We start from the raw sequence: 24,109 nt of genomic DNA, 5'->3' as shown, positions 1-24,109 counted from the left end.
AATATTTAGAAACCCGGTGTTTTGAAGCAGCCGGGTTTATGTTTGTTTGTAATGCTCGCTGTATGAAGCGACTAATTCTTAGATTTCGATAGGTGAATGGCGATCGCTTTTTCCGTAAATATCGGACTGTGATTTCGATAGGTAAAGGGCGATCGTTTTGGCCGTAAATATCGCACAGTTTTGTCTTTACTATGAGGCGTGATGCCTTTATTGAAAGGATTTACCCCACGCAGCAATTCATCAGGCTTGTTCTTTAAGTCCGGTGATGCTAGTAGTGGTCTATAAACTTCAGCTTCATAGGGCTTCCAAACATATCCGAGACTGAACGATTGAAAAACCGAAGATGCTCCCGTTGCTTGCCAAACAGCTTCAGCTAAAACCAATCCAGGAAAAGCCAAGCCAGGCTCTTCAATCAATTCGCTGTAGGTTCTAAACTCATCTACTTCCATACCAACTAAAGCATACCGAAACGGTGGAGCAAACCGCAAACGTAGATACAGAAATCTACCTATTTCCGTCATTAAATAAGCACTTTCTGGAGTATCAATGCCAATCTCACTGATCCCACTTGGACAAACTCGACACCACCAATTTTCTTCTATATCCTGAAAAATTTCTGCCCGACATTGGGAAACTCTACCGTTTGAGAGCACGTAGAAACTTTTATTGAAATATTGAGCAAATTGCTGTGCTTCCGATTGCTTTGTGCCACATTCAGCCGATAAGCTAAACACCCATGCCATTGCTGTTCTCCCGTTGAGTAAATTAAACTATCAAACTTTCTTCCATTCGCTCTGTGTCTGGGCCAGGGCTGCTTCATATTTCTCTAAAAGCATTGTAGCGCTTGGCAAAATACTGACATGAGTTGGACTATCTTGCACAGCTTCAATATCTCCGACGATCTTGCTGTCGTCAATCTGCCAAAGAGGATCTTTTCCTGTTCCGCCAAATTTTGGGGGTTTGCGGGATTGTGGTAAGCCTTCGATAGAGAGGGATACAGACATTCCTTTTGTGTTTCTAATGGCTACAGTGACAGACTCCTCTGAAGACTTGCGTTCTGTTTCTGGTAGTAAATAACCTTGTTCATCCAACCAGCCTTTGGGCACTTGCTCAACCTCAATGTCACTACTGGGTCTGACTCCCAGTCGCCGGGCGTTGGGCCCAATTTTGGGTTTACCGTTTTCTTCTGTCATGCCTCGATAATAGAGTCTTGCCATTAGCCTTTTATCTGCCCAACTCGATCGCCAGACCAATCATAATGTAATTGCTGCATTGGTTGGATGCGATCACTCTTTGTTTTTGCAGCTAATTCGTGAGATGTCACTGCTCATTTATTTTGATTTGAGTATCAGGGAGAGCACCCTATGATTGCTCTCCCTTAATACGATTACTTGCGATCGCACAAACGCGGGTTTGTCCGTTTGCCGTTGTCTGTTTCAGTCGGCTCATTGTGGAGTGCGATCGCAAAACGCAGATGATTTGGAACCATCTGCGTTCATCTGCGGTTTAATTAAACCCTATTAAACTCAAGCCGCAACCTTATCTAAAGGCCGCACTTGACGGAGGAATTCGCGAAGTGCATCACCTTCCACCACCTCAGTTTCCAACAGTTTCTGCGTAATTGTTTCCAACAATTCCCGATTTGCTTTCAGAATATCCAAAGCTTGCTGATGTGCAGTTTCGACAATTTCCTTCACTTCTTGGTCGATCGCCTCAGCAGTCTGAGCACTTACCGCACGGCGGGCATTTCCCATACCATCGTTGAGGAACATTGATTGTTGACCTCGATCGTAAGCTAGAGGCCCCAACACCTTACTCATCCCGTAAGTTGTCACCATCCGTTCAGCTAAATCCGTCGCCCTTTGCAAGTCGTTGGAAGCGCCAGTAGTAATGCTACCAAACACCACTTCCTCAGCAGATCGCCCGCCCAACAAAGTCGCAATTTGACCCCGCAACTCCGACTCATCTAACAAGAAACGGTCTTCAGTCGGTAACTGCAAAGTATAACCCAAAGCAGCCATACCGCGAGGGACGATCGAGATTTTCGCAACTTCGCCATTACCAGTCATCAGAGCACCCACCATTGCGTGTCCGACTTCGTGATAAGCAACGATCGTTTTCTCTTTTTCATTGAGCACGCGGCTTTTCTTTTCCAAGCCAGCCACGATGCGTTCAATCGCCTCTGCAAAGTCTTCCTGTGCTACAGTTAGGCGTTTGTTGCGTGCCGCCAACAAAGCAGCTTCATTCACCAAATTTGCCAAATCTGCGCCGGAAAAACCGGGGGTACGAGTGGCGATCGCCTTCAAATTAATATCCGGGCCCAACTTCACTTTTTGAGCGTGAATGTTCAAAATTTCTTCGCGGCCAGATAAATCCGGGCGATCGACTAAAACTTGGCGATCGAAACGGCCAGGGCGCAACAAAGCAGCATCCAAACTTTCTGGGCGGTTCGTTGCAGCCAGCACAATTACCGTAGTATTGCCCGCCGCAAAACCGTCCATTTCAGTTAATAATTGATTGAGAGTTTGTTCGCGTTCGTCATTCCCGCCGAAGCTAGCGTTACTGCTACGAGATTTGCCGATCGCGTCCAATTCATCAATGAAAATAATACAAGGAGCCTGTTTCTTAGCCTGCTCGAATAAATCTCTAACTCTTGCAGAACCAACACCTACAAACAGTTCCACAAACTCCGAACCGGAGATGCTAAAAAACGGTACGCCAGCTTCACCAGCCACTGCTTTTGCTAACAGAGTTTTGCCAGTTCCCGGAGGCCCGACTAACAGCACGCCTTTCGGAATTCGCGCGCCAATTGCCGTAAATCTGTCAGGGGTTTTCAGGAATTCAACAACTTCGACTAATTCAGTTTTAGCTTCTTCTACTCCAGCCACATCAGCAAAAGTAATTTTCGCCGATTCGCCTTCTACATAGACCTTAGCTTTGCTTTTGCCGAGGGAGAGCGCACCCTGAGGCCCGCCACCCTGCCTGTTCATGAAAAATTGAAAAATCGCCACAAAAATCAGCGGCGGAACCACCCAGCTTAAAACACTCCCGATCCAGCCATTTTTGGCAGGGGGAGTTGCCGCAAATTCAACGCCTTTTTCTTGCAAAAGTTTAGGAAGTTCCAGGTCAAAAATCGGCGTAGTTGACAGCACTTGACCGGGTTGGTCTCCTTCGCCTTTTAGTTGGTAGCGAATTTCATTTTGGCCTACCGAAGCTCGGACTACATCTTGTTCTTGAACCTGATGGACGAACAAGCTGTAAGGCACTTGGGGAATTTGGGGGCCGAACAAATTCGGTAAAAAGATGTTTGCCAACAGGAACAAACTTGAGAGCAATAACAAGACATTGCTAATTTGTCGAAAACGAGGTGGTTGGGGCTGGTCTTTAATGGCCATTGATAGCTGTCATCCTTTGATTTAAAGCAGTTTTATTCATCTATTTTCTCATTAACTAGGCAGACAATGTTAAGCGGATTTCCTCACTTTCTCGGGTGGGTTAACCCGCTAGCACGGATTTGCTATTATTAACAATGCTTTTTTTAACGAACCGCGAAGATGCTACGGACACGAAGGAAGAGAAGAGCGTTATAGTATGTAGGGTGCGCCGAAGATCACCGAATATTTATGCCGCTTCTGGGTTTAATTGAATCATTTCCCAAGTAGTATAAGTGCCGATCGCACCCCAAATCACGTAAGGCAAAAGTAACAAAGCCGCGGTTTGAGAAATCGGCAACACAGCCAACGTCAACACAGATCCCACAATCTCGCCAGCCCCTCCCAAAATTGTCCCTACTTTGAGACTTTTGGCTCTGAGAGTAGCAGGAATATAAGCAACTGTGACAATTTCTAAAAGCAAGTACAAAGCCATCAGCAGCCAAGTTTTAACGCTCCCTGGCTCCTGTTCCCACACGAAAGTAGCGCTGCCGGCCCCGCAAGCAAAAATCACCGTCCAAATTAATGGAATAGCAGGCTCAAAAAACATCCAATCCGGTCTTTGAAGTTTGACGGCCCAGTTAATATCGCGGAGTTTAAAAAACAGAGTGCCGAAGGCGACTGAGAAAGTCACGCCGCCGATAATCATCCAAGATTCGATCATGGTTTTCAACTTTCAAATTGCTCGATCGCTCATTAACTTGATCGTGTCAAATCCAAGCCGAACTTAGATCCGCCTTTAGTAATAACTTTTGTAAAGCCCGATGCAATTATCGCTAACCGCCAGACAAATTCTTAGCAAACTCTTCACGTCCAGACACCAAATTAGCTGGAATTCCGTTCGGGTAATTTTGCGCGATTAAAGCTTGCAACTTTTCAACTCGGTTTTCAGGGTTGGGGTGAGAACTCAAAAACTCCGGTGGCGCTTCGCCCTTCCTAGCGGCACCGAGAATTTGCATCACCTCAACAATAGCTCTAGGATCGTAACCCGCCTCCGTCATAAACCGAAAACCGAGCCGATCGCTCTCAAGTTCATCAGACCTACCGTACCGCAAACCGACAACTTGATTGACAGCTTGAGCAATTAATGCTGCCTGCTGGCCGCCCCCGCGCTCGTCGCTAGTAGCCACCCCAACCGCCGTTACCAAAGCCCTGCCCAACTGCTGCTTTGCCAAGTGTTCCGCACCGTGCCGGCCCACCACGTGACCGGCCTCGTGCCCCAGTACAGCAGCCAACTGAGCCTCGGAATTCAGGCGCTGCAGAAGTGCGGCGGTAATGAAAACTTGTCCCCCCGGTAAAGCAAAAGCATTGACAGTTTGGGGGTCTCGCAGCAGGTGGAATTCAAACGGATAACCCGCTTGTTTCGCCGCCGAACTGTTGACAACTCGTTCGCCGACTCGATCGATATACTGCTGAATACTCTCGCTGGGATAAAGCCCCCCGTGCTTGGCGGCCATTTGATCTCGCGCCTGCAATCCCAAAACTATCTCTTGGCGGGGAGAAAGCTGCACCCGCTGTCTCTCTCCAGTTACCGGATTTTGTACGTCGTTTGTAAAATAGGTAATTGCCCCAAAAAATGCCATTAACAGCCCGATCGCGGCCCTGAATAAAAATTTTGTCACAGACTTTTACCTAAAAAGTTTCGCGATTAGAATACTAGGGTGACAGCTACCTCCACATCTGTCTGAAGTATCAAGAATGGAAAGTTGTTAGAGTTTTTTGAGATAATTTGCCAACAAAGCTTTTTTTAACGAACCGCGAAGGCGCGAAGGGCACGAAGGAAGAGAAGAAGAGAAGAAGATAATAGAAGAAGGTTATAGTTATTAAATCGGTTAAATCTGTTGAATCGATTACACAATCCGTTGCCGAACTTCTTTCGCAATATGTTTCAAGCTACCCGCCGCCGCCTCGCTATTTGGTACACTGCCGTTACTGCTGTATTGTTACTTGTATTCGCCACTGGTTTCTATTTCTACGTCCGCACTACTTTGATCGATCGCATTGATGACACCCTCAATCATGTTGTCGAAGTAATAGAGCGAACTCTCGTTATCGAACCGCTAAGTTTCCCTACTATCAAAGATAAAAATAAGTGGCAAGTTAATATTCAAGCCAGTTTTCCAGATAGCACCGATGCAGTAGAAGACGACCACATTGATTTAGAATGGTTCAGTCCTACGGGCGAATTGCTGTGGTCTACATTATTGGAACCGTTGAATATTCCCATTCACGCTAACCGCACCGGCGAAACAGTTTGGATAATTAATAATAAGTTGCAGTCCGATCAAAACTACTCCCTCAGACAAGTAACGCAGCGAGTACAAATCGGACGCCAAGTTCTGGGATATTTGCGAGTCAGCCATCCTTGGTTTGAAGTGACAAAACCCATCCGCCAATTAATTCTCGATTTGATTTTGGGCGCGAGTTTAACTCTAATTTGCGTTGCAGCTATTGGCTGGCTGCTGTCGGGATTGGCGATGGCACCCGTGCGAGAGTCTTACGGGCGTCTCAAACAGTTTACCGCTGATGCTTCTCACGAACTCCGAAATCCGATCGCCACTATTCAAACTAACGTCCAAGTAGCTTTAGCGGAACCGGATATCGAACCGCAGCAGCATCAACAACTACAAGTTATCGAACGCCTCACCCGCCGTTTGGGGCGCTTGGTTGAGGATTTGTTGTTTTTAGCCAGACAAGATAGCGGTATCGTGCAGCAGCAGTGGATTGAGGTTCCTCTCGATGCTTTGCTGATGGAGGTAATTGAAGAACAACAGGCGATCGCCACTACCCAAAATCTCTCTCTTTCTTTGGAAATTGTCGATCTGCCCAACGCTGAGGACAACTTTACACTGTTGGGAGACTGGGATCAATTAGCCCGACTTTTTACCAATCTCGTCAGCAACGCCGTGCAGTACACCCCCTCTGGCGGTCAAATTCAAGTAGAATTGCAGCTTGCAGCTAAAAACAAAAGAAATTCGGCGATGTTAAATCCAGCGCTGCAAATAAAAGTAACAGACACCGGCATCGGAATTTCCGCAGAAGCCCTGCCGCATTTGTTCGATCGATTCTACCGCGCAGATCCCGCCCGCACCCACCGCAGCGCCGCCGGTTCCGGTTTAGGATTAGCCATCGCCAAAGCAATTGTCGAAAATCACCGCGGCCAAATCCGCATTGACAGCCAAGTCGATCGAGGTACCGCCGTTACCGTCACCCTCCCCGCCCACAAATCAGAAGCATCTCACCTCTAAAAATTCCTCTCTTCCCCTCCTCCTCTGCGCCCTCTGCGCCCTCTGCGGTTAAAAAAAAATCTACCCCTCAAGCCTGATTCTTCTTACCTCTGGCCCAAACCCACCTATTAAAATTCAATTCACGCATAGATTAACATGAACTTTGTTGGAAAACCTCGATCGAACTTGTGAGGAGTTATTTATGTTTCGCCACAATCTACCGTTAAAAAAAATCAGCTTGCTAGCAGCCACCTGCGGAGGTTTACTCGTTAGTCTCGCAACACTTTCCCAGGCCGGCGGCCCACCGCCCCAACAAGGAAAACCCGTTTCCCAACCCGCAGAGACTCCCTCAGAGACTCCCGCAGCCACTGAAGAACCCGTCAGCCAACCAACTCCGGCTGCGAGTCCGGGCCTCAGCGGGATGCCATCTACACCCACAGACGCGCCTCCCCGCTTTCCCCTGCCCAGTGCGCGAGTTACGCCTGCCGAAGGCGGGATAGTAATTAAACTGGTGAATACCACCAATGCTGTCATCAATTATCAAATCGTAGGCGTTACCCAGCCGCGCACTCTGGGCGAACAATCGGAAATTTTGCTTCAAACCCTCCCAGTGCCAATCACCCTCACTTACCAGCGCCCAGACGGCGGATTGGTGCTGGTTCGCCCCCAAGCAACCGCGATGCCGGGAATGTTGCAAGTCAGTTTCGGCGCGACAACTGAGGTGGCCGCTGATACAAAATCCCTGGAAATTCAGGAAGATGGGAGAGTATTTGTGAATTAGGTTAATTGGTTGACGGTTGACGGTTGACGGTTGACGGTTGACTGTTGACTGTTGACGGTTGACTGTTATCATTCGTGTCAACTTAAGACTAAAATCCATAATAAATATCGTTTATAGTTGAGTTTCGATCCCCCCTAACCCCCCTTAATAAGGGGGGGAAATAGTGTTCTTACGTCCCCTCTAACTCCCATTAATAAAGGGGAAGAGCATTCAAAGTCCCCCTTAAGAAGGGGAATTTAGGGGGATAGAAACTTCGATACAAACGAGAGATTATACACAGGGTTTTAGTATTATGTTGACACCGATGGGCTGTTAGTAATTCCCAATTTCCAATTCCAAATTCCCAGTCAACCGTCAATCGCCGAGTAACAACGGAGGTAACTTAGTAAAAGGTAAATCCTCGTTGATTGCATCAATTTCTTCTTGTTCTCTTTCGTTGATTTGACCGATATAAGACTTGAGAATTTGGGCCAGACGGTTGTTATAAAATCGGTGCAAACTATAATTTGGCGTAGCTGGAAAGCCGCGCCGTTTTTTGTGCCGCCCGCCGGCACCGGGATCGAAGCTTTGGATGCCCCGATCGATCGCCCATTCGATCGGCGTATAGTAACAAGCATCGAAGTGCAAGCAGTCGATTTCCTGCAAACTGCCCCAATAACGCCCGTACAGTCGATCGCCCTTATACAAACAAAAAGACATACCCACCGGCTGTCTCTCATCTTCCTTGTCGTAGGCGGCTACAAATAAAACTCGATCGCGATAATTGTGGTGCAACTGTTCAAAAAATCGCTTAGTCAGATACTTGCTTCCCCACCAACCAAATTTGTCGCAAGTATTCTCATAAAAAGCATACATTTGACCAAACATGGCTTGGGGAATTTCATCGCCCGTGAGCGTTTTTATCAACAACCCAGCTTGATCGACTGCTTTGCGTTCGCGCTTGATATTGCGGCGCTGGTTGGCATTAAATGCGCCTAAATAATTGTCAAAATTTTGATAGCCTTGATTTTGCCAAATATAGCTGTGGTGCAGCCAACTGCTGAAACCGTGGCGTTCCATTCTTTCTCGCCATTCTGGATCGACATAAAGGAAATTGCAGCCGGAGATATTGTGGCGATCGCAAAAATGGTCGATCGCGCTTACCATTACTCCGGTTAACTCGTCTTCATCTTCTCCCTCGGCAATCAAAAACCGATAGCCTTCAGCCGGAGTAAACGGCGTCATTCCCATCAATTTGGGATAATAGTGAACACCCAAACGTTGGGCTAAATCCGCCCACTGATTATCGAATACAAATTCCCCGTAACTGTGACTTTTGACATAAAGTGGCGCGCAAGCAATCAACTGTTTGTCTCGCCACACAGTCAAGTGATGCGGCAGCCAACCGGTTTTACCTGTCGCACTGCCCGAGATTTCGAGATTGTTAAGCCAATCCCATTCCAGAAAAGGAGTTTTTAGTGGCATCGCCAGGGCATCCCACGACGCCTGCGGGATTTCGCCTATTTTGCTAATCCAGGCTACAGAATATTCAGGTTTTGGCTGTTTCAGCATAGGGAGATTTGAGCGTAGAGCGATCGAACTTCATTTAAGTTAATACAATTATTCGATCGCTGGGAAAGCTGAATGGCAACTGGTGTCAACTGAACCTTGAAACCTCACAAATCTCGCTTTTGTCCGAAACCCGATCCCCCTAAATCCCCCTGGTTGTTGGGGGACTTTGAGTGCCTCCGGTTCCCCCCTTCGTAGGGGCGGTGCCCCCGTGCCCGCCCTTGGCTAGGGGGGATCGGAGGGCTTAATCGTCAAACCCTAGTCTCGGAGTACGTTTGAGCTTCAGTTAGTTCGATCGACCCGATAATGCAAAAATACCTCTTGTCCCACCTGTTTAACCGCCAACAGTTCCAATTTCGGCGCTACATCCGCCAAAAAACCCTCTCCCTCAACAGCCGTCGGTGCATCCGCGCCGCCCAAAATTAACGGGCACACCGTCAGCCAAAGTTCGTCTACCAAGCCTGCAGCCAGCACAGAGGCTACCAGTTTTCCTCCGCCCAGAATCGCCAAGCGTGTGATACCGAAGCTTGCTAGCTGTTGAAACGCATCAATCCAATCAATCTCTCCACCTGCGGTTTTTGCATAGATAATTCGATCGAATTGAGATGTTGCACCATTCTCAATAAGCCTTTTATGAACAGGCAAGATGCCTGTTCCACAAGAAAACTCATCTTTTGTGGAACGGGCATCTTGCCCGTTCTTGAGAATGGTGCCAGATGTGCGATCGAACTTACTGTCTTTTGTCGGGTACGGAGACGGCATTGCCGTTTCCCTAATGTCTTGCCCCGTCAGCAGCCACCGAGGCACCGGTTGCTGGAAAAATCGCAAGTTTGGGTCAAATTGGGACGATCGCGAACATACAATTTGCACAGGTTGTGGGGGCTTCCCTTGCAGTTCCCTCTGTTTGACCAATTCCGGCGAAATCACTCTCATCGTCGTCCCATAAGCCTGTAACGTGCCGTTGCCGAACAAAACCGCGTCGCTTGCTGCTACTTGCTGTTCGAGGTGAGCTTTGTCGTTGGCAGAACCGAATCTCGCGGGCGATCGTACTGCATCTGCAATTTTACCGTCTGCGCTGATCGCGAGTATTACTGTTGCGTGAGGTTCAGTCATGACTTATCAGAATTTCGCAGAACATTTAACTGTAGCAATTCACAACTATTTGTAAAGTTTGTTTTCAACTCGATCGTACTGGTTTTATTTGACGGATAATGTGGGTTTATTTATTTTGCAACCTCAGCGATCGCTCTACCAAAGTATTTACTTTTCTTTACAAACAGCCGACAAAAAACGGCGCGGGAAGTAAAAAATCCGTTGCAGACTTTAAATGCGCCGCGCGATCGACTAGAGTAAAAAAAATGGCTTGATCCGTTTATTCATCGCAAAGGAAAAAAAGCTCATGGTTCAACGCGGTTCTACAGTCCGGATTCTCCGCAAAGAATCCTACTGGTATCAAGAAGTGGGCACCGTTGCTACGGTAGACCAAAGCGGCATTAAATACCCAGTTATCGTTCGCTTTAACAGCGTAAATTATGCAGGCGTCAACACCAACAACTACGCCGAAAGCGAATTAGTGGAAGTGGCAGCACCCAAAGCAAAAGCGAAAACAGGGACTCCAGTAGCTTCCGGCGGCAAACAAACCACGCTCGACGAGAAAACTCGGCAAACCGGCCAGGGTAGCCCCTCGCAGCAGCCGAAAACTACCGCCGACAGCAAAGCGGGCTCCGAAACCCCCGGCACCGTCCAAGGTTCGCCTCAAGGTCAAGGAACAGAACAACGCTAATTGTGCCAGAACTGCCAGAAGTTGAAACTATTTGCCGGGGTTTGAATCAAGCAACCCTCGATCGAGAAATGTTGGGCGGGGACGTGCTGTTAAACAGCACCATCGCCCGCTCAATATCTGCGACCGATTTTTTGACAAAACTCAAAGGAAAGTCGATCGCCCGCTGGTACAGACGCGGCAAATATCTACTGGCAGAACTATCTCAATTCCCTGAAGGAGAAAGGGAGAAAGGGAAAGGGGGAGAATTTAGGGATCGAACTCCAAGCTCTTCCGCTCTTCCTTCTTCCTTCCTCCTTCCTTCAAAAGCCGGCTGGTTGGGCGTTCACCTGCGGATGACCGGGCAACTGCTGTGGGTGAACAGATCCGAACCCCTGCAAAAACACGCGCGAGTGCGGCTATTCTTTGAAGGAAACCAAGAATTGCGGTTTGTAGACCAGCGCACCTTCGGGCAAATGTGGTATGTGCCAGCAGAAACCGAGGTTTCCAGCACAGTCATCGGCCTCAAACTCTTAGGCCCCGAACCGTTTTCCGACGAGTTTACAACAGAATATTTGGCCCGCAAGCTGCACCGGCGGGCGCGACCCATTAAAACAGCTTTGCTAGACCAGGCACTGATAGCTGGTTTGGGCAATATTTACGCAGACGAAACTTTGTTTTTGTCGGGAGTGATGCCTACAACTCTGTGCGCGGATTTGACCGCAGAGCAAATTGGGCGCATCCATACAGCTATTATTCAAGTTTTACAGAAGGCGATCGAATCCGGCGGCACGACTTTTAGCAATTTTCTCAACGTCCAAGGTATCAACGGCAACTACGGCGGCGTCGCTTGGGTGTACAATCGCGCCGGTCAACCCTGTCGCACTTGCTCGACAACCATCGAACGTATAAAATTAGCAGGGCGATCGACTCATTTTTGCCCCGCGTGCCAGCAATAAGCGGAAGACAGAAGGAAGAAGGAAGAAGGAAGAAGGAAGAAGGAAGAACTGATATCTTGCACCATTGTCCATAAGGCTGTCAGGGGCGGGCGGGGCACCCAGCGCCCAAGAATATTGAACTATGGTAGAACAGGTGGGAAATCCTGTTAAGCGAGAATGGTGCCAGATGTCAGAAGAAAGAAGAAGTCCTTTCCAGCCAAATCTAGATTAAAATTTGTATAGTTTTTTAAACTAAACAAAGCAAGTTATGGCAATCAAGAAAGGCAGTATAGTTCGCGCTGTACGCGAAAAATTGGAAAACAGTCTAGAAGCCAAAGCCAGCGACCAGCGCTTTTCCTCGTATATATTTGAAACAAAGGGCGAAGTGATGGATGTTCGCGGCGACTACGCCTTCGTCAAATTTGGCAAAGTACCCACCCCCAATATTTGGCTGCGGGTAGACCAACTCGAAGATTTTAACTAACTCACCAAAACTAAACATCACTGTTCTTAATGTAGCGAAGGGTGCACACCGCGCACCTTTCCCCAATTAAGCTCATTGCTCAAATCTAAAATCTAAAATCTAAAATCTAAAATCTAAAATCCAATGAATTCTCCATCAAACCGCGTATCAATTATTGGTGCAGGCAAAGTCGGCAGTACGTTAGCCCAGCGAATTGCTGAGAAAAATCTGGCAGATGTAGTATTGCTAGATATTGTGGAGGGTTGGCCGCAGGGCGTTGCTTTGGATTTGATGGAAGCCAGGGGAGTGGAACGCCACGATCGCCAAATTGTCGGTACAAATGATTATAGAGATACCACCAACTCAAATATTATAGTAATTGCCGCCGGAGTGCCGCGCAAACCCGGTATCAATCGGGAAGATTTAATTAAAATCAATGCTCGAATTGTCACCGAAGCCACAAAACAGGCGATCGAGCATTCTCCCGAAGCAATCTTAATCACAGTCACAAATCCCCTAGATATCATGACTTATTTAGCTTGGGAAGCAGCGGATTTGCCCAAACACCGAGTCATGGGTATGGGGGGAGTTCTCGACTCCGCCCGCTTTGAAACTTTTATAGCAATGGAATTGGGCGTTTCAATTGCTGAAATCAATGCAACTGTCATCGGTTCTCACGGCGATTTGATGGTTCCTTTACCCCGCTATTCTACTGTCAACGGTATTCCCATCAATCAACTTATGGATGCTGGGGCGATCGATCGACTCGTACAGCGAACTCGCCACGGCGGCGCAGAAATTGTAGAATTGATGAAGACTGGTAGTGCTTATTTTGCACCCGCATCTGCTGTCTGTTTGATGGTAGAATCTATTTTATTTAATCAGTCGCGACTCTTGCCTTGCTGCGTTTATTTGCACGGCGAATACGGCCTGCAAGATATCTTTTTAGGAGTGCCCTGCCGCTTGGGATCTCAGGGAGTCGAACAAATAGTGGAACTCGAACTCAGCGATACTGAAAGAGCAGCCTTTATCGAGTCGGGCAAATTGGTTGCCCAAAATATTGAGGAAGCCAGGGCCATACTGAAAAAGGCTTCTTAAGTTTGTAGCAGTTCGTCGCTCAAAGCAGCCTGATCGCCACTTCAATATAATAACTTATATTGAGTATGACAGTGCGCTCGCTCGGTCTGAAATAGGCTTATTGGCTCTCAATCGCGATTTTATAAATATCATTGAAAATGCTTTTTATGCTGCATTTTAAAAGCAGAAAAATGGCAGCAAGGAACCGAGCGCTAAACTGAAAGTTTTATATCAACTCCGGTAGCATCGGAATTAATATTACCTGCAGTCAGGAGACGGCTTGGCCTAAGTCCCTACAATTAATCGGGGTAGGGACGGCCAAGCCGTCTCCTCGGTATCATTCCGATACAACCGGAAACGATATTATCCAAAATTTGGTAAAAATGCCAAAACTGGCAAAAGCACTTGAACTTTTTCTCCGCGAAAACAACCTCGGAATTTCTCTAAAAAGCCAAGAAAAAATTTAGCCTTTCTTTACTACTAAACCGACAGCAGAAGCCCTCGGTTTTAGATTGTCTCTGACTCGCGATATTATTGTCCGACAGCAGGGTGGCACTTTAAATATACAAAGCGCAATGCGAGTTTATACGCAATTTATCATTACTTCGCCCAAACTTTAATCCTCGCGATCCCCATTTCTGTTCATCAAGCTTGAAAGACCTTGACTTTAGTCAAAAATGTGATACCCTAAATCTTAGTATTATCTAAAAATTTCTACACTTCTCAAAAAATGCAAAAATTGGGTAAAAACTGTTCGTAAAGCGAAGCTATCCCGAACCCGGGTGCGTTCGGTGAAGGGTAGGGAATCGCCCTTGAGTTCAGCCAATTTAACCATACTCTGCAACTACCTCAAGTGTTTAACTTAAAACTGATCTCTGCTGCGGTGGATTTTAATAAGTTTAAAAAATCAAATCGATAGCATAAAACAATTAGAAAGCCAGTAAAATTCTCTAAAATATCGGATTGCCCGAAAGTCTGTATTAAATTTAATTTAGGACAGATAAATCGAGAATTAGCGAAAACCATAGAAAAGGCGAGCGCCTAACTTTAAACAAATTTTCATACAGGCGCTCCCAACAGGATATTCGATCGCCCAACCAAGGAAACCATAGATCGAGTTGGCCGTAATAATAAAAAGGTGACAATTGCAACCGAAGGCGAGCGAAAAAAATGTCAAAATTAGTCAGGATGCTCCCCAGGAGCCTGGCATGAAAGGCTGTTTCTTGTTTCCACTTTCGGAACTTCCCTGACTTAATTACCTTAAGAAACCGGGTTTATGTTTAAGCTTGGTTGCCATTCTTCTCAATAATTGCCAATTTATTAAGTAACAAATTATGCCATTTTTTAAGTAAAAATACAGGAGCTAACATGGTCAATTGACCATTCAATCTAGAAAAAATACGGAAATGCAGCGTGAGTAGCTGCTAAGTGCTAGCAGAAGGAGGAGAATATGTTCTTTGCCTTTTTGAGTTACCAGGCTCAACTTGCAGAGCGCTATTGAGATGCCATCAACCTTGATAACAAACCGCAAAATAACTAAAGAAAAAGCATTATGTTTCATGAATACCTGTATCACGAAGTCAGCAACCTGCGCGAGAAACTAGCTCACCTAGAAAGAGAAACGCAGTCTCAAACCTGGTTCAAAAAGCTGCAAGCGCTGATGGGAGTTATTAGCAAAATTCGTGAATCCCTAGACTTAGAAACAATATTCAAAATCACAGCCACCGAAGTTCGGCAACTCCTAAATGCCGATCGAGTCGCCGTCTACCGCTTTCTTCCCGAATCCGAATGGAATGAGGGCGAAGTAGTGTCCGAAGACGTACTGCCCCAATACAGCCCATCTTTGGGAGCAAGAGTCAGCGACTACTGTTTCGGCGAACAATTTGCCGCCAACTATGCCAAAGGATACGTTCAAGCAGTCACGGACATTTACAAAGCCCGGTTGAGTCCTTGTCACCTCAAAATCCTCAAGCGATTTCAAATCCGAGCCAACTTAGTCGTACCGCTGCTGCAAGGGCAACACCTGTGGGGATTGCTGTGCATTCACTCCTGCGGTCAACCCCGCCAGTGGCAAGAAGACGAAATCGAATTTGCCAGACAAGTAGGCGACCATTTAGCAGTTGCCATCCACCAAGCCGAACTGCACTTGCAAACCCAGAGGCAAATAGCAGAAATCGAAGCGGCACAGCAGAAACTCCGCGACAGCGAGGAAAAATATCACCAAATTCTCGATTCGATCGGCGATATGGTATTAGTCAAAGGCCCCAAATCCAAAATTGTTTGGGCAAATCAAGCGTTCCGCGACTATTACGGCATGACTGAAGAGGAACTTCAAGACATAGTAGACGCACCTTTCGCCGATACCGACAATACTCTCCAGTACATCAAAGATGACGCCTTCGTATTTGAAACCGGACAGACTCTGCAAATTTCCGAAGAACCGGTGACGCGCTACGACGGAGAAGTGCGGCTGTTCAGCACCGTCAAAACACCGATTCGCAACGCAGACGGCCAAATCGTCATGACTGTCGGCGTCTCCCGCGACATGACGGAACGCAAAAAAACAGAAGAAGCCGTCAAAGCCAGCGAAACCAAATACCGCAGCCTGGTAGAAACATCTCAAGACATGATTTGGTCGGTCGATGCTTTAGGACGCTATACCTTCGTCAACCCAGCAGTTAAGTACATCTACGGTTACGAACCAGAAGAAATGATCGGTAGGCCCTTCTCCGACTTTGCGACACCAGAACAAAGCCAGAAAGATTTAGAAGTTTTCGCCCGCCTGTTTGCCGGAGAATCAGTTTTCCAGTACGAAAGCACCCACATCGCCAAAGACGGTAGCATGAAACATTTGATGTTTAACGCGATCGCCCTGTATGACGAAACCGGAAACTTCCTCGGCACCACCGGCACAGCCACGGACATTACCGATCGCAAGCGCGCAGAAGCAGCATTGCAACACGCCAACGCAGAACTAGAACGCAGAGTAGAAGCACGCACGGCAGAACTGCGCCAGACTTTTGCCGCCCTCACGGCTAGCGAAACCAAGTTTCGGACGATCGCGGCCACCATGCCCGGAGCCCTGTTCCAGTTTTGCAACCGTGACGGAGTTTGGCGCATTGACTACATGAGCGATCACATCGAACATCTCATCGGCATCACAGCAGCAGAAATGATGCGAGACATGAATACATTCATTTCCCGCGTCCACCCCGAAGACTTGGAAGGCTACATCGCTTCGGTGAACAAGGCCATAGAAAACCTCTCCCTGTGGCACTACGAAGGGCGGTTAGTCAAGCCCGACGGTGAGATTCGCTGGTGGCAGGGCGACTCCATGCCCACCCGCAGCGAGAACGGCGAAATCGTATTTTGCGGCGTATTGTTCGACATTACCGATCGCAAAGTTGCCGAAACCGCCATCCGCAACAGCCAGCGGCAGCTCAAAGAAGCCCAGAGACTCGCCCACGTCGGCAATTGGGAACTCGACGCATCCACCGAAACCCTCACTTGGTCGGAAGAACTCTTTCGCATCTTCGGGCTCGAACCGGCCCCCATCGCGCCCAACATAGCCGAACAGGTAGCTCTGATTCATCCAGAAGATTTGGAATTGTGGCAAACTCAAGTGCAGCAGGGGCTCGCAACAGGCATCCCTTTTGAGTTTGACTTTCGCCTTTACCGTCCCGACGGCATCTTGCGACACGTGAACGCCGTAGGCAGAGCCGAAACCGATGTGAACGGCAATGTGGTAAAACTGTTCGGTACGGTGATCGACATTACCGATCGCAAAGCCGCCGAAGCAGCCCTGCGACAAGCAGCCGCCGAGTTGGAAGACAGAGTGAGCGATCGTACGGCCGAACTTTCCCAAGCAGTCACCCAATTAGAGCAAGAAATTGGCGATCGCAAACAGGCAGAAGCAGCGCTGCAAGTTTCCGAGCAAAACCTGCGAACCATATTTAACAATGTCTACGATGCTATCTTCATTCACGATTTAGAAGGAAACATTCTCGATGTCAATAATCGAATGTTAGAAATGTACGGAGTTACCCCCGAACAAGCAACAAAATTATCAACTAAAAATGACTATTCAAGTGGCGACAATCCCATTGAACAAATGGGAGAACTTTGGGAAAGAGTATTAGCCGGCGAAACAGGTCGCGTGGAATGGAAAGCGAGGCGTCCCAACGACGGTTCAACTTTTGATGCAGAAATTGCCCTGTCCCGAATTCATCTCAACGGCAATCTCAGGGTCATTGCCAACGTCCGAGATATTAGCGATCGCAAACAGGCAGAAGCAGAACTGCAACAGGCTCAACAGTTTATGGAATCAGTGCTCAACACCATACCCGTCGCAGTAGTTGTCAAGGAGGCCCAAGAACTGCGGTTTGTACTGTGGAACCCAGTCGCCGAACAGGTGCTCGGTTACAGTTCAGCAGAAGTTATGGGCAAAAAGGACTCCGACGTTTTGCCCAGAGAACAAGGCGATTTTGTCACCGCCAAAAACCGGGAAGCGCTCGCCAGCGGGCAAATTGTAGACATTCCCGAAGAACTGATTCAAACAAGAGAAGGCGATACTCGCATATTTCATACGAAGAAAACCGCAATTCTCGATGCGGATGGCAAACCGCAATATCTATTAGTTGTCACTGAAGACATTACCGATCGCAAGCAGGGAGAAATTGCCTTGAGGCAATCGGAAGCCCGACTCAGACAGCAGGCCGATCGAGAAAAATTGCTCAACAACCTCACGGCTCAAATCCGCAATTCCCTCGACTTCGACAGCATCGTTACAGTCGCAGTTAAGGAAATTCGCGCTTTCCTGCAGATCGATCGTTGCAATTTTGCCTGGTATCGCGACGACGGAGAGGAGCCTTTCTGGGAAATTATTAAAGAATCTCGCCTTCGGGAACTTCCCGATTTAACAGGTAGCTATCAAGCTTCCGACTTCGGTCCTGTGGGAGAAAAAGTATTGCAGATGGAAATGCTGCGGGTGGATGATGTCGAAACAGTCGCAGATCCTGTTTGGAAACAAATCGTTCGATCGATGGGCTACCAATCTGTATTAATCATTCCCATGCAGGCACTTTCTGGGGTAATAAGTGCAGTTAGCTGCTGCTCCTGCTGTTCTGTGCGGCCCTGGAGCGACAGCGAAGTAGAATTGTTGCAAGCGATTACAGTTCAATTGGCGATCGCTCTCAACCAAGCCGATCTTTACGCTCAAACTCGCAATAAAGCTCTCGAATTAGAACAAACCTTGCAGCAATTAACTAGCACTCAATCGCAGTTAATTCAAAATGAAAAAATGTCGAGTCTCGGTCAACTTGTGGCAGGAGTCGCTCACGAAATTAACAACCCAGTTAACTTTATTTACGGCAATCTCACCCACGCTAACGACTATACTCAAGACTTACTACACCTGATCGAACTTTACCAAAATCACTATCCCGATCCAGTCCCGGAAATTCAAGAGGAAGTAGACACTATTGAACTCGACTTTCTGATGGAAGACCTGCCAAAGTTGCTTTCTTCAATGAAAGTCGGTGCAGACAGAATTCAACAAATTGTTGCTTCTCTCCGCACATTTTCCCGCATGGACGAAGCGGAAATGAAAGCAGTCAACATCCACGACGGCATAGATAGCACCCTGATGATTTTGCAGCACCGGCTCAAAGCTAAACACAATCATCCAGAAATTGAGGTGATTAAAGAATACGGTCAACTGCCCTTAGTAGAATGTTATGCCGGACAGTTAAATCAAGTATTTATGAACATCTTGAGCAATGCTTTGGATGCTTTGGAAGAACGGGATCTGCGCCGTTCTGCTGAGGAAATGCGGGAACAGCCGAGCCACATCCGCATCCGCACTGAAATATCGCCAGCGGGCAAGGTAATTATTCGGATTGCTGACAACGGGCCGGGAATACCGGAGGCGGTCGGCACTCGCCTTTTTGACCCGTTTTTTACCACTAAACCTGTGGGTAAAGGCACTGGGATGGGCTTGTCAATTAGCTATCAAATTGTTACAGACAGACACAATGGGTCGCTGAAATGCAGTTCTTCACCGGGAAAGGGTACAGAATTGACGATCGAGATTCCCCTCAAAGCTAATTGTTAATGGGGAATTGGTAAGTTGTAATATCAAATCCGTTAGCATCGGAATGGTAAATTCGAGTTGACGGTTGACTGTTGACTGTTCACTGTTCACGGCGTCAACAGTCAACCGTCAACAGTCAACATCATGTATGAGTGTAACCGGAAATGATATAATTGGCAATTGGCAATTGCGAAAGCGTTACTGTGCGTCAGTTTTGTAATTGTCAACCATATCAAATCCGGTAGCATCGTCCTGATAAAATCCAGTCCACAGTCAACAATTACCGACAATGCAACCGGAATGGATCTAATTCATCTGCGTTAATCTGTGTTTATCTGCCATCATCTGCGGTTTTAAAAAGAGAATTTCTCGGGCCGGTGCATCAGTTTTGAGATTGTGAGTTTGTAGCAAAAAGGTCTTCACGGGGTGACGCACCATTGACCAATCTGTACCTCACTCAGTCCATAATTTCTATTTTACCGAGATTTATCAGCATTTCGGTCACGGTGGAACTGTCCAAAGGTTTAGAAAACCAATATCCCTGAGCTAATTCGCAGTCGAGTTCTCGAAGCTGTGCTAACTGTTCGCCTGTCTCTACACCTTCGGCGATCGCATTCAATCCCAAGTTGTGAGCCAAAGTTACGATCGCCCGCACAATCTGCAAAGGCTGACCCCCGTCGTCACCATTTTCGCCAGCCCCCAAGCGGCTCACAAAAGATCGATCGATCTTCAGTGTATCCAGCGGAAAACGGTGCAAGTAACTCAAAGACGAATAGCCAGTACCGAAATCGTCGATCGACAATCGAATATTTCTAGCTTTTAATTCGGCTAGCACAATATTGGCTTTCTTCACATTTTCCACGATCGCGCTTTCAGTAATCTCCAATTTTAAACAGCTCGGATTGCAGCCCGTTTCTGCTAAAATTTCATCGATTTCCTCGATTAAATTCGGCATACCTAACTGTTTAGGAGAGAGATTGACGCTCATTGTTAATTGCGAAGGAGCAATAATTGGTAATTTAAAATTCGGAATTGGTACCTGGGAAGCTGTACTGAACGTAGCCGAAGTATTGGTAATTGGGAATTGGGAACTGGTAATAGAGGAGTGGAAATCGGTAATCGGGAATTGGTAACTGGGAAGTGGTAATTTTTTACCGATTCTTTCTTCCCTGTGACCAATACTGGGGCTACGCTCACTAAAAGTTCCGTGTTGTTCATTCCCTGTAACAGATACATCAGTTAAATCCCCTACATTGCCCGTTGCCATCTTCCCTGTTGTTACCGTGACCGAAGTCGAAGCGCCTTCTTCCTTATGGTTACGCTGAGCGACTTGCCCTGAGTGAAGCCAAAGGGAGTCGAAGGACCTTATTCCGACTTCCATTGGACTTCTTCTCTGTTGCTCCGTTAACATTTCTTGCCAAATCCGCAATTGCTGACAAGCTTCCCGCAACACCCAGGCTCCCAGAGGCACGATCAAACCTGTTTCTTCAGCTACAGGGATAAAAGTAGACGGCGGCACTAGACCCCGAACTGGGTGGTGCCAGCGCACTAAGGCCTCAAAACCTTCGAGCGCACCGCTGGCGATCGAAACAATCGGTTGGTAGTGCACAATAAAGTGCGAACCTTGATCCTTGCTCTGTCCTAATTCCTCCTTCCCCAAAATAGCCAACCGCAGGTCAGTTTCTAACTGCAACAGCGACATAGTGTGGTCGTGCATCGCCAAATTAAAGACTTCGTGGCGGGCCTTACCCAAAGCTTTAGCGCGGTACATAGCGATGTCAGCATCGCGTAGGAATTCTTCCGGGTGAGTGTACGAATTTGATTCGCCACTGGCGGTGGCGTCGCCTCGACTGAAAACAATGCCAATGCTAGCCGTGGTAAATACTTCGTGCCCTTCAAGATGAAACGGCTTCGTCAGTTCTGTTTGTATCTTTTTAGCTGCGAGGGTGGCGTCGCTGAGGCTCTGAATGTGGTCTAGCAGGATGGTGAATTCGTCTCCCCCCAGCCGGGCGACGGTATCAGAAACCCGGACGCAGGTTTGCAGTCGCTGCGCGAGGGCAATTAGCAGTTTGTCTCCTAAAACGTGTCCTAAAGAATCATTAACTACTTTGAAGCGGTCTAAATCTAGGAAAAGTAAACCAAATTTGTAATCGGGGGACTGATTGGATCGGCGGATGGCTTGTCCTAGCCTGTCTAGGAACAAAAGGCGGTTGGGCAAACCTGTCAGCGCATCGTGAAAAGCGCCGTGCAGCAGTTCCCGTTCTACTCGCTTGCGCTCGGTGACATCTCGGATAATAATCTGGGCGGCGGTCAAGCCTTGATAAGTAGCGGGGATGCCGGCAACTTCAACGTCTATTATTTGTCCATCGAACCGAATCAGTTTTTGTTCGGCAAGGTCGAGCGGCTGATTTTCTGTCTCGACTAGCCGAATGCGCTCTCTGGCTGTTTCCACATAGTTTGGATGGACGAAATGCAATACCGGAAAGCCGATTAGCGCCTCGGGAGAACTCGCACCGAGGAGTTTAGCGCCGGCAGCATTGATGTAGGCGATTTTCCCTTGGCTGTGAACGGCGATCGCTTCGGGAGATAGTTCTACTAAACGGCGATAGCGTTCTTCACTTTCTTTGAGAGATACTATCAACTCGCATCGCTCTTTTTCAGCTTGCTGGCGTTCGACTTCCATTTGGTGAACCGCCAGAATTTTGCCAATACTTTGAGCCATCAGTTCTATAATTTCTATCTCCTCGTACTGAAACTTTTTTTTCTTTATTTCTCTAGAGCTAAAACTCAAAGTGCCGTAAGTTTTGTTATTAACAAATATCGGCGTCCCGATGTAAGATTCCGAGGGGCATTTTTGATAAGCTGGATGTTGGCGCATCTCAGGCTCTGCTCCTATATGAGAATACGCAACTGTTTTGTTAAGTTGAATGACGGCAGCGCAGTAAGTATCGTTGAGGTTCAATTCACAGCCTCGCACTAAGTATTCTAAATCAGTTTTCGCTGCTCGTACAATAAAAGTCTCGCGGTCAACTTCAGCCATGATGCCCCTAGAAAGTCCAAACATCAAACAGCCTGCTGTTAGATAATCGTCAACCAGTTCTTCAAAGTTTTGATAATGATAAGTTGTAATCCGGTGCAAGTGTTTGAGATTAGCGCTAAAAGCTGCTAAAGCTTGAGAATTTAAAAATAATTCTTCTTCCGAGCGCTGGCGGTCGGTAATGTCTGTTTGTACTCCAATAAAGTGGGTTAAGTGTCGCCGCGAGTTGTAAACCGGAGCGATCGACAGTTCGTGCCAAAAAGGCGTGCCGTCTTTCCGAAAATTGCGTAATATAACTTGAGATTCTCTGCCTTCTTCAATCGCAATTCGCAATTGTTTGGCAGCGGCGGTGTCCGTGTCTGTGCCCTGCAAAAATCGGCAATTTTTCCCCATTAACTCGTCTCTGCGATAACCAGTAATCCGCTCAAAACTGGGATTGACATAAATAATCGGATTATCTGCAACGGTTGCGTCGGTGATTGCAATGCCGTTGCTGCAACTTTCGATCGCCCGTTCCATCATTTGTAAGCGCTCTTGCGATAGAATGCGCTCGATCGCCGCAGCTAACAAGTTGGCGATGGCTTCTACAAAATAAACGTCATCTTGGCTGAAAACCCGCCTTTGGCTGGTATGAACCCCCAAAATGCCCCAGGCCTGCGAGGAGGAACTGTTCGTTGGTTCTGCTTGTCCCCAGTTGCTTCCCAGTTTTCGATTGCCGGGAATAATTACAGTAACGCCGCTGACCGCCCGGTGGTTGTGCAGTAGCGGCAACTCGCTAAAGCGCGTTTCCACCCGCAAATCTTCGACGATAGTCGGTTCGCCCGCTAGCAATGTGTAACCTGCTTGCGATCGGGCAGAAGCGACAACAGTAGCGCTGCCGACGAGGCCCTGCTGCCAGCCCACCCCCGCTCGCAGCAGAAAAGCATGACCGGAGGGCAACAGTTCTAACAACTGGCAATAATCAACGTCCAGGGTTTGAGCAATTAAAACCGCAGCTTTGTCCATCAGTGCAGACAAATCTGTTTCGGCCAGGGCCTGCTGCCCCAAGTAAGCGACGGCCGCTTGCTGGCGGGCCCGCGAGTGGATTGACGCGAGCAATTCCTGCTCCTTCGCGGCCGCTCGTTTCCGAGCCGTAATGTCGCTGAACACCGACAGAACAGCTTTCCCCGACACCAATGTCAGATACCGCATCGATACACTTGCCCAAAACAGCGTGCCGTCAGCTTTTTTAAGCCGGACTTCTCTCTCGCAGACGTGTTCGTTGCGGGCGAGCCGCAACAGCAATTCCTGGCGATCTGCAGGGTTGCGGTAGAGTATTTCGGCTTTTTGGCCGTCGATCGACTTGAAGGCTGTGAACCCGAAAGCCTGACGGCATAAATCGTTACTATAAAGAATTGTGCTGTCCGCCAGACTGCTGACGATCAGTGGCATTGGCATCGAGTGGGCGATCGTCAGCAGTAATTCTTTGGTTCCTTGCAGCTCTTTGTACAAGTCTGGCTGGGAGGCCCAGCCGTGACAGTTTTCAGAGTTTTTAGGGATAAAACTTTCCATTGTTTAATTGATCCATTAGCAGGACAACTTTTTTAAACTTGTGGTAAATGACGATTTCCGATGCAGAGCATTGGTAACAACTGAAGGACTTAATTTCATTTGTCAATCAGTAAGATTACTCAAAAAAACTGCTTTTCTAGGAGTAGAAAATTCGCGATTTGGGAGTGGGTGAGCCTAAATATGGCACTCGGCATGATTCCTCGATC

General features: G+C 47.6%; 15 protein-coding genes. 7 read left to right on the top strand and 8 right to left on the bottom strand.

Annotated elements, in window-relative coordinates:
• Window positions 1–71: 71 nt before the first annotated feature.
• From QUB14_RS01195 to QUB14_RS01175, 5 genes are all read right to left on the bottom strand, one after another.
• The gene (locus QUB14_RS01195; protein WP_333214289.1) at window positions 72–743 is read right to left on the bottom strand and encodes a hypothetical protein; all 672 of its coding nucleotides are present in this window, start codon (window positions 741–743) and stop codon (window positions 72–74) included.
• Between the two features lie 30 nt (window positions 744–773).
• Complete coding sequence (locus QUB14_RS01190; protein ID WP_333214287.1) at window positions 774–1,217, bottom strand: Tse2 family ADP-ribosyltransferase toxin; 444 nt, start codon at window positions 1,215–1,217, stop codon at window positions 774–776.
• Window positions 1,218–1,526: 309 nt separating this feature from the next.
• The gene (ftsH4, locus tag QUB14_RS01185) at window positions 1,527–3,395 is read right to left on the bottom strand and encodes an ATP-dependent zinc metalloprotease FtsH4 (RefSeq protein WP_333214285.1); all 1,869 of its coding nucleotides are present in this window, start codon (window positions 3,393–3,395) and stop codon (window positions 1,527–1,529) included.
• A 226-nt stretch (window positions 3,396–3,621) separates the two neighbouring features.
• A complete protein-coding gene (locus tag QUB14_RS01180; RefSeq protein WP_333214283.1) occupies window positions 3,622–4,095 on the bottom strand; it encodes a tryptophan-rich sensory protein in 474 nt (157 codons plus the stop codon).
• A gap of 112 nt (window positions 4,096–4,207) precedes the next feature.
• A complete protein-coding gene (locus tag QUB14_RS01175; RefSeq protein WP_190659666.1) occupies window positions 4,208–5,053 on the bottom strand; it encodes a M48 family metalloprotease in 846 nt (281 codons plus the stop codon).
• A 261-nt stretch (window positions 5,054–5,314) separates the two neighbouring features.
• On the opposite strand from QUB14_RS01175, the gene QUB14_RS01170 reads away from it, so the two are divergent.
• Both QUB14_RS01170 and QUB14_RS01165 read left to right on the top strand, forming a co-directional pair.
• Window positions 5,315–6,679, top strand: coding sequence for an ATP-binding protein (locus QUB14_RS01170; RefSeq protein ID WP_333214281.1), 1,365 nt, complete (start codon window positions 5,315–5,317; stop codon window positions 6,677–6,679).
• A gap of 181 nt (window positions 6,680–6,860) precedes the next feature.
• Window positions 6,861–7,439, top strand: coding sequence for a hypothetical protein (locus tag QUB14_RS01165; RefSeq protein ID WP_333214279.1), 579 nt, complete (start codon window positions 6,861–6,863; stop codon window positions 7,437–7,439).
• Between the two features lie 354 nt (window positions 7,440–7,793).
• Here QUB14_RS01165 and QUB14_RS01160 read toward each other — a convergent pair whose 3' ends face one another.
• Both QUB14_RS01160 and QUB14_RS01155 read right to left on the bottom strand, forming a co-directional pair.
• A complete protein-coding gene (locus QUB14_RS01160; RefSeq protein ID WP_333214277.1) occupies window positions 7,794–8,990 on the bottom strand; it encodes a GNAT family N-acetyltransferase in 1,197 nt (398 codons plus the stop codon).
• Window positions 8,991–9,269: 279 nt separating this feature from the next.
• Window positions 9,270–10,100, bottom strand: a complete 831-nt coding sequence (locus QUB14_RS01155) for a dihydrofolate reductase family protein (protein ID WP_333214275.1) — start codon at window positions 10,098–10,100, stop codon at window positions 9,270–9,272.
• A gap of 286 nt (window positions 10,101–10,386) precedes the next feature.
• Between QUB14_RS01155 and QUB14_RS01150 the strand changes: the two genes are divergently transcribed.
• The 5 genes from QUB14_RS01150 to QUB14_RS01130 all read left to right on the top strand — a co-directional run bounded on the left by QUB14_RS01150 (window position 10,387) and on the right by QUB14_RS01130 (window position 19,336).
• Window positions 10,387–10,770, top strand: coding sequence for a photosystem I reaction center subunit IV (locus tag QUB14_RS01150; RefSeq protein WP_190738280.1), 384 nt, complete (start codon window positions 10,387–10,389; stop codon window positions 10,768–10,770).
• 2 nt (window positions 10,771–10,772) lie between these two features.
• Window positions 10,773–11,705, top strand: coding sequence for a DNA-formamidopyrimidine glycosylase (locus QUB14_RS01145; protein WP_333214272.1), 933 nt, complete (start codon window positions 10,773–10,775; stop codon window positions 11,703–11,705).
• A 247-nt stretch (window positions 11,706–11,952) separates the two neighbouring features.
• Complete coding sequence (locus tag QUB14_RS01140; RefSeq protein ID WP_006635201.1) at window positions 11,953–12,168, top strand: NAD(P)H-quinone oxidoreductase subunit O; 216 nt, start codon at window positions 11,953–11,955, stop codon at window positions 12,166–12,168.
• 123 nt (window positions 12,169–12,291) lie between these two features.
• Window positions 12,292–13,245, top strand: coding sequence for a malate dehydrogenase (mdh, locus tag QUB14_RS01135; protein ID WP_333214270.1), 954 nt, complete (start codon window positions 12,292–12,294; stop codon window positions 13,243–13,245).
• A 1,531-nt stretch (window positions 13,246–14,776) separates the two neighbouring features.
• Window positions 14,777–19,336 (top strand): PAS domain S-box protein, encoded by a 4,560-nt coding sequence (locus tag QUB14_RS01130; protein ID WP_333214268.1) that lies wholly within the window; start codon window positions 14,777–14,779, stop codon window positions 19,334–19,336.
• 436 nt (window positions 19,337–19,772) lie between these two features.
• On the opposite strand, the gene QUB14_RS01125 is transcribed toward QUB14_RS01130, so the two are convergent.
• Entirely contained in the window at window positions 19,773–23,903 is a 4,131-nt protein-coding gene (locus QUB14_RS01125) for an EAL domain-containing protein (protein WP_333214266.1), read from the bottom strand.
• Window positions 23,904–24,109 lie beyond the last annotated feature (206 nt).

Source organism: Microcoleus sp. B3-D2, assembly GCF_036705345.1.
Classification (GTDB): domain Bacteria; phylum Cyanobacteriota; class Cyanobacteriia; order Cyanobacteriales; family Microcoleaceae; genus Microcoleus.
This window is presented reverse-complemented; position numbering and strand designations above follow the sequence as displayed.